We start from the raw sequence: 9,578 nt of genomic DNA, 5'->3' as shown, positions 1-9,578 counted from the left end.
GACGGTCCAGCTCCGCCGCAAAGAAACTGGCCGCTGACTTCAAGATCTGGTTGGCCCGCCGCAGCTCACGGTTCTCCCGCTCCAGCTGCGCGAGCCGCTCCGCGTCACCGCTCGTGGTGCCCGGCCGGTCCCCGGCGTCGGTCTCCGCGCGCTTCACCCAGGTCCGCAGCGCCTCGGGATGGATCCCGAGTTGGTCGGCGATCCGCTTGATCGCACCAGTCGCGGCCGCTGGATCCCGGCGCGCCTCCACGGCCATCCGGGTCGCCCGCTCACGCAGTTCGTCTGGGTACTTCTTCGGTGGGGCCATCAGTCCTCATCATCCAGGCTTGAATGTCTCCATCAAACCCGGTACGGAACAGTCGACGGCGGGCGCGACGAGCGGTGCCACCCAGACTGGCTTTCCCAGACGGAGGGCAAGGTTGAGCACGTTGCCGAAGCCGAACATGAACGTGAGACCCACGACCGTGCCCATGATGATCGTGACAACCCGCACGATGGCCGCCGCGTCGCTCGACAGCTCCAGTGCCGAACCGTGGCCTGAAGACGCCAACAGGTATCACCGCCTGGGTTGTCAATCAAAAAGCTGCCTTCAATCACCAGCATGCCGCTGGAAATCCGCTGGTCAGACGCGGGACCGTCCGTGTGTAGCCCTGCCGAGGGCACCACAAGGATGGGAACAGGTTGGTGACCAGCTACCGGTTGCGCTCGGCACCTACCAACCAGCATGGGATCGAAACGGCAGCGCCCGTTCAGTCGACGCCGAGCGATGCGGCGGGTGACGACGGCCCGTCCGCCCGCGATCACGCACATGCCAGCGCGCAAATGCACGGTACCCGCCTGTGACGCGCACGGCATGGGCGTCATGCCAGACGGCGGCACCGACGTGTCAGCGGGCGAGCAAAAGGTTTTGTGGACTACCACCCTCGCCGTCCTGGAGCTCGACCTGGCCGTCGGCGACGACGATCTGGATCGCGTGGTGCGCGTGTTCGGCCGCCTGACCGACCGCGCCGAGGTAGAGCTGCCACCCCGGCCGGATGACGCCGAACCCACCGCTCCAGGTGTCGTCCGCCATCAGCCTCCCCTGCCCACGCCGGTCGCCGCACGTGGGCACCATTGTGACAGGGGCGAATCGACGACACGGCGCACTGGACGAGATGGTCCGCAGCGTGCGGTGTCCGACCACATCACCCAACTGGAGAAGACAGGTCTGGTCGACTTTCGGGCGTTGCCGTCCGACACGGTGTCGGGCGCCTCCGCTACTCCCAGCTCAGATGCCCCCGTCGACCAGCCGGAGCCATTGCCTCGGGCCTCTAGCGAGATCACCCGCGCCGCGGGCTCGAACACAGGCGGCACGATCATGTTCATCGTCGTGATCATGGCGATCGGTGGCCTCGTTCTGCTCTGGCGCGAGTACAACCCGGGAAGTCGTCCACCTCTCGGCAGCACCATTCCGCACTCGTGAGCCGACGGAACCCATGTCCGTCGGGTCTTCGTCGTCTCCCTGGGAAAGCGTTGCAGGCACACGCCGTTCGGACGAGCCGTTCAAGCGGTTCAGGCGGCACCAGCCGCCACTTCCTCGGTAGTCGGTGGTTGTTCGGCAGCGACAGTCACAGCGGGGTGCTGAAGCCCGAGATGGGCCCGCGCAACCACGCAATCGCCTCGCCCCACAGGCCCGTCACCAACAGCGCTCCTACGACCAGCAGCAGGACTCCACCGGTGATCTGCACCGCGCGGGTGTGGCGCCTGAGCCAGCCCGCGGTGGTGATCGCCCACCGGGCGGACACGGCGAGCAGCACGAACGGCAGCCCCAGGCCGAGACAATAGGCTGCGACCAGGGTGAGGCCCCGCCATACCGGCGGCCCGGCCTGGGTACCACTGGCCAGAGCGATCACTCCCGCCAATGTCGGCCCCAGGCACGGCGTCCAGCCGAGGCCGAAGACCGCGCCGAGCACCGGGGCGCCCCAGAGTCCGCGTCGCGGCCGGTGGTGCAGGCGGACCTCACGTTGCAGCGAGGGCACGAGGCCGAGGAAGGTCAGGCCCATGGCGATGGTGACCACGCCGCCGATGCGCTGCAACAACTGCTCATTGGCGAGCAGCGCGTCGGACACCCCCAGGACGGTGAGCACCGCAGCGCCGAACACCACGGCGAAGCCGGCCACGAACAGCAAGGCGGCGCCCGCGACGCGCCAGCGGCCACTGCGGGCGCGGACAGGCTCGGTGTCCACGGCCGGGGCCTCGGCGCCGACGAGACCGGCGAGATAGGCCAGGTAGCCGGGCACCAGCGGGATGACGCAGGGAGAGGCGAAGGAGATCGTTCCGGCAGCCAGCGAGACCAGCGCAGCCAACAGCAGCGGGCCGGAGATGGCGATGTCGGTCGGGTTCATCGGGTGGCCCCGCCGGTCGCCGTCGACTCGGCGGCGGTAGAGCCGCCAGTCGTGGGAGTACCGGACGGGCCGGCCGACGGTGCCGGTTCTTCCGCGGCAATTCGCTGCACTACGGGAAGCAGGTCCTCACGCACCAGGGCGGTCAGGAAGACCGCGGCGACCCGATGGCGGCGGTCGAGAACGATCGTGGAGGGCACCGTGTTGCGGGGGAACCCTTTCAGCGCCAGCAGAGAACGCCCGGAGGAATCGAACAGGGACGGATAGGTGACTCCGAAGTTGCGCACGAAGTCCTGGGCCGCGCTGCGGTCATCGCGCACGTCGATCCCGAGAAACCGCACACCGGTGTCCTTGGTCTCGGCGTACACCGCTTCCAGGTCGTCGGTCTCGGCACGGCACGGTCCGCACCACGATCCCCAGACGTTGAGGACCACGACCTGACCGTTGTAGTCGGCCAGCGTGATCTGCCTGCCTGGGTCGGTCAGGCTCTCACCCGACAAGCCGGTCACCGCGCCGCGCTGGGCGGGCGGATCGTAGAAGATCCTGGTCTGCCCGCCGGGCGCGACGAACTCGAAGGACGACCCTGGCACGACGGCGTCGTCACCGGTGGCACAGCCCGCTGTGATCAGCAGGGCAGTGGCGACGGCCAGGGCGAGCCGACCACGGCGGGCACCAGGCAGGCACGGTGACGAGCGAGAACGGGCTGACCTGGACGGGGTGATGGCAGCGGGTACCACGGGCTCTGGCCTCCGGAAACGACGGGCAACGCGGAAAGGCGGACACGACCCGCACCCGTTTGACGCCGCGAAGCGCGGACGCAAGAGGAGCGCGGGGTGACTCGGCTTACACGCGCAGCACGCAGAGAACGGCCAGACCGGGTGACGGGTGACAGCGCTGCACTGCGGGACACCTGGTCCGGGGACGGACGAGCACGGCGATCAGCCGGTTCGTCCCGTCCAGCCCCGCAACCACGAGCAGCACGACCGTCAGCAGGGCGATGCAGAGACCGACCACTCCGAGCGGCGCGCCGAGCGGCGTCGTAGAGGCGAGATATTCTCCGGCACTGACGGGACCAACAGAGCTTTCACCACGTTGTCCTTCGACCAGTGCGTCCGTACCGGTCGCCGCCTGGCCCCTCGCCATCGACGCGTCACCGGACATGACAGCGGCGATCGCGACGGCAGGCATGAGGTCGTGCCCGAACGGCGCGTCGACCCGATCCAGGCAGGCGGCGCCCTGCACGACCAACAGCCCGAGCAGGACACCCAGAGCCGCGACCAGGCGCACGGCGCCTGCTCGCGTCACCACACTGGTACGTCCGTCGCTCAGCAGCACGTTCGTCAGGATAAGGGGATCCCAGTTCGATCTTGGCAATACCCTTGGGCTGGTGGTACCCAGGGGGTGCAGGTCACTGCCTGAGCTGTGATCGTGCCGCGACCGGCACGAAGTCCCTTGTGCCGCACCTGTTCAGGCATCAAGTTGTGCGCAGGTGGCGATCCTGGTGCGGATGCCGGTGACCGCCCGTTTACTCTCGAGCCGTGAACGCCACCGTCGGCCTGGTTCCGCAGATGCTGTCAAGTCTCGTCGTCAGTCGGAGCAAACTGATGGCAGGCAACCGGATGTGGCCGTGGTGATGCCGCCGAAGTTGCTGGGCGCCTCTGTGGCGTTCCTGCGCAACACGTGGCGTGGTCTCACAGCCATGCGCACCGCCTTGACCCTGTTGTTCCTGCTCGCCTTGGGCGCGATGCCGGGTGCTCTGCTGCCGCAGCGCAACCTCAACGCTGTGAAGGTGGACGACTACATCGCGGCGAACGGCTGGTGGGGCCGACTGCTGGATCGGCTGCAGTTCTTCGACGTCTATGCCAGCAACTGGTTCTCCGCCATCTACCTGTTGCTGTTCGTTTCCCTGATCGGCTGTCTGCTGCCGCGTACTTGGGAGTACGCCAGGCAGATGGGGGCCAGGCCCGTGCTCACGCCACGCAACCTGGCACGGATGCCACACCACGCCAGCGGCGAGACGACACGGACACCCGAGGATGTCGTGGCTCACGTCGAGCACCGGCTCAAGGGCTGGCGACGCATGGTGCGTGAGGAACCTGGCGGAGTGCGCACCGTCAGCGCCGAGCGCGGCTACCTGCGCGAGGCCGGCAACTTGGTGTTCCACTTCTCCCTCGTCGGCCTGCTCGTGGCGTTCGCGCTGGGCAAGATGTTCAACTACGAGGGGCAGGTCATCATCCAGGCCAACGGTGGCCAGTTCTGCAACTCCGGCGTCTACAACTACGACTGGTTCCGGCCCGGTCTGCGCGTGGACGGCACGCAACTGACTCCTCTGTGCGTGAAGGTCGATGGCTTCACCGCCAGTTACCTGTCCAACGGCCAGCCGGAGAGCTTCCGCGCGGACATCGGCTACCAGTCGGGCGCGGACCTGGACAGCGGTGTCTGGCGACCGTACGCGCTCAAGGTCAACAGTCCCCTGCGCACCGCCGGTGACCGCGTCTACCTGCTCGGCCACGGCTACACGCCGCTGTTCACGGTCACCTTCCCCAACGGCGAAGTGCGCACCGGCGCGACCCAGTGGCGGCCGGTCGACCCGATCACCCTGGCCTCCGAGGGTGCGACCAAGTTCGACCCACCCAGCATGCCGGATGCCGAGCAGCGCCGCCGCAACCAGCTCGCGATCACCGGCATGCTGGCGCCGACCGCTTCGTTCCGCGACAAGCTGCTGGTGTCCGCGTTCCCCGCCGCGAACGACCCGGCGGTCGCCGTCGACGTCTACCGCGGCGACCTCGGCACCGACGCCGGGCGGGGACAGTCCATCTTCTCGATCGACCAGAAGATGGTCGCGGCCGGTGGACTGGTGAAGGCCGCCCGTCAGAACCTGCGTGTCGGTGAGGAACTGCGGCTCGACGACGGCACCGTGATCCGCTTCGACGGTGTCCGCGACTGGGTGTCACTTCAGGTTTCCCACGATCCCACCCAAGGATGGGTGCTGGTGTTCTCCGTGCTCATCGTCGCCGGTTTGGGACTGTCGCTGACCATCAAGCGACGCAGGGTGTGGGTTCGTGCGACGCCGAACGGGGATGGGCGCACCCTGGTCGAGGTCGGGGGCCTCGCGCGGACCGACCAGGCCGGATACGGCGAGGAGTTCATCGCCGTGTCCGGTGACGTGCTCGCACACGCGCCGGCCAACGCAACCCTGGTGGTACACAAGGCCTAGCGCCGCCACCTGACGAGCTGGTCGATCGGCTGAGTCGTAGCCTGCGAATCTCATTGCGGCACAGTGAACGACCGACACCGGTGTCCGTGTCACGCCCGGATCATCCGATCCGGACGCCCGGCGCCTGCAACCACGCCAAGGGGATCGGTCTTCCCTCCGACCCCGTCCCCGAGCTCGAGTGCAGGCGCGGACCCGCGAAGATCCCGCCGATGCCGACTTCGGCAACGGCATGGCCGACCGGCACACATCCGCACCGAACCGTCCATAATGGACCGAGTCGGCGTGTCGACGTGATGGGTGCTCAGCCACGCGCGGACTCTTGTTGAGCCGTTCTAAGTCGTCGTGCCCAGGCTGGGGAAGCGCCAGCAGGTTCAGCCCGGCCGTGTCATCACCCATGCCCCGAGCATCACCGCCCGCAGGCGCAACCGTGCTGATGCGGACGTATCCAGGCGAGCGGCCGCCTTGTCGCGAGGGGATGGTGGGCATCCCTCATCCCTTCTGCGGACCGCTGTGATCACCCCCTGCGTGCGCGGACACGACCATTCAGGTTCAGGTCAACCACCGTGGCTCCACGTGCTGGTGATCGGCAGCCTGCGGTCCCGCCCGAACGCCTTGTGGGTGATCTTCGTGCCGGGCGGGTACTGCCGACGCTTGTACTCGGCGCGGTCCACCATGCGTACGACCCGGTCGATCACTCCCGGCTCGAACCCGGCCGCCATCAGGTCGGCGTGGTCGCGGTCGCCTTCCACGTAGGCGTCCAGGATGTCGTCCAGCAGGTGGTAGTCGGGCAGCGAATCGGTGTCGAGCTGCCCTGGACGCAGCTCCGCCGAGGGCGGCTTGGCGATCGAGTTCTCCGGGACGGGCGGAATCTCGCCGCGTCTGGTCGCCTCGGCGTTGCGCCACCGGGCAAGGGTCCACACCTGGGTCTTGAACACGTCCTTGATCGGCGCGAAGCCGCCGACCGCGTCGCCGTAGATGGTGGAGTAACCCACCGCGAGCTCGGTCTTGTTCCCGGTCGCCAGCACCAGATGCTCGTCCAGATTGGACAGTGCCATGAGCAGCACGCCGCGGACGCGGGCCTGGACGTTCTCCTCGGCGAGCCCGGAACCGGCCAGCTTCAGCTGGTTCACGAAGACCTCCACCAGGTCCGCCACCGGTTCCACCCGGAAGTGGCAGCCCAGCCGCCGCGCCGACTCGGCCGCGTCGGACAGCGAGTGCCGCGAGGAGTACGCCGAAGGCATCGCCACCCCGTGCACTGCGTCCGGACCGAGCGCGTCCACCGCGATCGCCGCGGTCACGGCCGAGTCGATACCGCCCGACAGTCCCAGGATCACCGACCGGAACCCGCTCTTGCGCACGTAGTCACGCAGGCCCAGCACGAGCGCGGACCACACCTCGGCCTCGTCGGGCAGCGGTTGGCTGATCGCCGGTGCGGCAAGAGGCTCGTTGCGCGGCAAGGGTTCGCCGCTCAGCACGTGCCGCCGCACCTGCAGCCCGTGGAACTCTCCTTCCGTGGTGTGCCCTCCGGCGGGCAGGTCGAGGTCGGTCAGCAGCAGGTGTTCCACGAACTGCGGGGCGCGCGAGAGCAATGCGCCATCGGCCGCGACGACGAAAGAGTCGCCGTCGAACACCAGGTCGTCCTGCCCGCCGATCAGGTTGGTGTACACCAGCGGCGCGCCCGCTTCACGCGCCCGCCGGGCGGCCAGCGGTAGCCGGAGATCGTCCTTGGACCGTTCGTAGGGTGACGCGTTGGGTGCGACCACCAGGTCGACGCCGGCCGCACCGAGGGCGGTGACGGGGCCGCCGTCCTCCCAGAGGTCCTGGCAGATCGCCAGGCCGATGTCGATCCCGTGCAGCCGCACGACATCCAGCGTGTGGCCGGGCTGGAAATGGCGGTGCTCGTCGAACACGCCGTAGTTGGGCAGGTGGTGCTTGAACTGCCGGGCCACCACCACGCCGCGGTACAGCGCGGCCACCGCGTTGCGCGGTCCGGCCTCGTCGCGATCGAGATAACCGACATAGGCGAGTATCTCCCCGCAGCCGGCCTCCTCCAACCGCCGCGCGAGATCGTCCGCCAGTCGCCGGGATGCCTGCGCGAACGACGTGCGCAGGCACAGGTCCTCGACCGGGTAGCCGGTGAGCGCCATCTCGGGGAACACCACCACGTGCGCGCCGCGCTCGGCTGCCGTGCGGGTCCACTCGACGATCAGTCCGGCGTTGCCCTCTAGATCACCCACGCAGGCGTTGACCTGTGCGAGCGCGATCCGCAGGTGGGACATACCGCCATTGTCGCGCACAACCGCCGCCCGCTCAGATCAGCGGCATCGCCATGCGGTCCCAGTGCGGACTGCCGCGGAGTTCGGCTCTGTTGATCAACCGTGTCGGGGGAGGCCCACAGAGGCCGGGCCGGCTAGCATCCGCAGCCTCTGGCGCCGGACTTTCCGTCGCTGCGGCTTGGCCGTACCCGCGCGATGACAGCGCCGATGACAGCGACGACGACGATTCCGATCGTCCAGGGATCGATCACGGAGCCCTGAAGCGAGCCGAACACGCCCGTGGCCACGAGCACGGCGACCGCGCTGACCGCCAGCATCGCGCCCAGAACGATCGCGGCCGTTCGGTGACGAACTTGCCGGCGAGGTGGAGCGTTGCGCACTGGATCTCCTCGACGTGAGAGGCGGGTGGGGTGGCGATAGGGTGCCACGCCCGTCGGTCCAAGAGCCATGGCCGGTGAGCAGCCGGGTGATCTCGGCGTACACCGCGTGCCAGACGTGTTGTGGATTGGCGCCGGGGAACAACCCTACGGCCTGATGCTGAGGTGGGTTGGCGCGGTGTGCACGATCTGGCACAGCTGATGGTGGCGGCCGAGACGGCACGCGCCACGACGGCATCAGCGCCCTGCTGTCGAGCAAGGTCAATTAATGGACCCTGCTGGTCGGCAGCCTGCCCATCGCCTACTTCCTCGGCGCCGGACTCACCCTGCTCGCCGTCCGCCACCGGCGCCTGCCGCCCACACTGCGCGCACTGATCCGCACACCCACCGACAGCCACGGAGAGCCCGCTGTGCGGACCGCAAGCCCCTCGGGAGGCCATCACGACGCCGATCGGCCGCGACCTCCCGTCATGCGACCGTGGGGCGGCTGGGAGATCACGCCGTCATCACCGCAGCCTTCTGCGCAGCAGGTAGGCGACACCGGCCGTCACGAGGAACCCGACAACAGAGATCATCACGATCTGTTCGACGGTCTCGGCGTAGGTGCCCGCGATCACGTACGCCGTGCAGATCGGCGCGGTCCCGAGCAGCGTGTACCCGAAGAAGGAGCGGAACGGGGTGTGGCTGATTCCTGCGGAGACACCGACGGTCTCGACGAGCATCGGCACGCCTCGGGCCACGCCGAAGAGCCACGGGCCGTAGGTGCGCCACCAGCGGTGCATCTCGGCCATGTCCTCCAGCGACACGACGCGGCGCACCAGCACCGGGCGTGCCCAGCGACCCAGCACGTACGCTCCCGCCGACGAAGCCATCGCTCCCGCGATCACGAGTGCCGCCCCGCCGGGCACGCCGAGCGCTGTGCCGGCGAGAACGAACAGCGGCGTGCTCGGGACCGGGAGGAGCACGTCCACCAGCAACAGCGCGAAGATCACTGCCGCTGTCGTGACCGGGTCGGCCGCCCGCATCCGTTGCACCACGCCGTCGAAGTCGATGACGCCGGACGCATCGAAGACGATCCAGCTCAGCATCACGAAGCCGAACACGACGAACGGAAGCGACTTCCAGCGGACGCCTGTCTGGTAACTCATCGGGTGATGGTCGCCTGGTAGGCGACGCCGGACAACCCGCCAGTGGCGGCGTCATCGATGGAGACTCCGCTGGGAGACGATCTCGTGCCCTTCATTGCGACCGTAGGTATTGCTCCAGGGCCTTGGCTGACCCACGGCAGAGACGACCGGCCCTGCGCCGGACTAGGCCACCGAGATGT

11 protein-coding genes are annotated in these 9,578 nt (G+C 68.4%); 2 read left to right on the top strand and 9 right to left on the bottom strand.

All coding sequences use genetic code 11. The annotated features are described in order from the left end of the window. The 3 genes from BLR21_RS37490 to BLR21_RS37480 form a co-directional block, all read right to left on the bottom strand. On the bottom strand, positions 1-307 hold a 307-nt coding region (locus tag BLR21_RS37490; protein WP_143028050.1), incomplete at its 3' end, for a transposase. A gap of 9 nt (positions 308-316) precedes the next feature. Beyond that, entirely contained in the window at positions 317-550 is a 234-nt protein-coding gene (locus BLR21_RS37485) for a hypothetical protein (protein ID WP_090014194.1), read from the bottom strand. Positions 551-886: 336 nt separating this feature from the next. Further along, positions 887-1,072: a hypothetical protein gene (locus tag BLR21_RS37480; RefSeq protein WP_143028049.1), complete on the bottom strand. Its 186-nt coding sequence runs from the start codon at positions 1,070-1,072 to the stop codon at positions 887-889. A 99-nt stretch (positions 1,073-1,171) separates the two neighbouring features. Here BLR21_RS37480 and BLR21_RS37475 point away from each other — a divergent pair, with 99 nt between their 5' ends. Next, positions 1,172-1,462, top strand: coding sequence for a hypothetical protein (locus BLR21_RS37475; protein ID WP_090014190.1), 291 nt, complete (start codon positions 1,172-1,174; stop codon positions 1,460-1,462). Positions 1,463-1,607: 145 nt separating this feature from the next. Here the strand turns inward: BLR21_RS37475 and BLR21_RS37470 are convergent, their stop codons facing one another. The 3 genes from BLR21_RS37470 to BLR21_RS37460 form a co-directional block, all read right to left on the bottom strand. Further along, positions 1,608-2,384: a cytochrome c biogenesis CcdA family protein gene (locus BLR21_RS37470; protein ID WP_090014188.1), complete on the bottom strand. Its 777-nt coding sequence runs from the start codon at positions 2,382-2,384 to the stop codon at positions 1,608-1,610. Beyond that, the gene (locus BLR21_RS37465; protein WP_090014220.1) at positions 2,381-3,061 is read right to left on the bottom strand and encodes a TlpA family protein disulfide reductase; all 681 of its coding nucleotides are present in this window, start codon (positions 3,059-3,061) and stop codon (positions 2,381-2,383) included. The genes BLR21_RS37470 and BLR21_RS37465 overlap by 4 nt, the downstream gene beginning before the upstream one ends. 163 nt (positions 3,062-3,224) lie before the next feature. After that, on the bottom strand, positions 3,225-3,716 hold the full coding sequence (locus BLR21_RS37460; protein ID WP_090014186.1) for a hypothetical protein: 492 nt from the start codon (positions 3,714-3,716) through the stop codon (positions 3,225-3,227). A gap of 298 nt (positions 3,717-4,014) precedes the next feature. On the opposite strand from BLR21_RS37460, the gene resB reads away from it, so the two are divergent. Further along, positions 4,015-5,598, top strand: a complete 1,584-nt coding sequence (gene resB, locus BLR21_RS37455; RefSeq protein WP_090014218.1) for a cytochrome c biogenesis protein ResB — start codon at positions 4,015-4,017, stop codon at positions 5,596-5,598. A 554-nt stretch (positions 5,599-6,152) separates the two neighbouring features. Here the strand turns inward: resB and BLR21_RS37450 are convergent. The 3 genes from BLR21_RS37450 to BLR21_RS37440 all read right to left on the bottom strand — a co-directional run bounded on the left by BLR21_RS37450 (position 6,153) and on the right by BLR21_RS37440 (position 9,399). Next, positions 6,153-7,877: an NAD+ synthase gene (locus tag BLR21_RS37450; RefSeq protein ID WP_090014184.1), complete on the bottom strand. Its 1,725-nt coding sequence runs from the start codon at positions 7,875-7,877 to the stop codon at positions 6,153-6,155. A gap of 131 nt (positions 7,878-8,008) precedes the next feature. Further along, entirely contained in the window at positions 8,009-8,254 is a 246-nt protein-coding gene (locus BLR21_RS37445; RefSeq protein ID WP_143028048.1) for a hypothetical protein, read from the bottom strand. A 503-nt stretch (positions 8,255-8,757) separates the two neighbouring features. Beyond that, entirely contained in the window at positions 8,758-9,399 is a 642-nt protein-coding gene (locus BLR21_RS37440; RefSeq protein WP_090014181.1) for a VTT domain-containing protein, read from the bottom strand. Positions 9,400-9,578 lie beyond the last annotated feature (179 nt).

This window comes from Lentzea albidocapillata subsp. violacea, assembly GCF_900100275.1.
GTDB classification, from domain to species: domain Bacteria; phylum Actinomycetota; class Actinomycetes; order Mycobacteriales; family Pseudonocardiaceae; genus Lentzea; species Lentzea violacea.
This window is presented reverse-complemented; position numbering and strand designations above follow the sequence as displayed.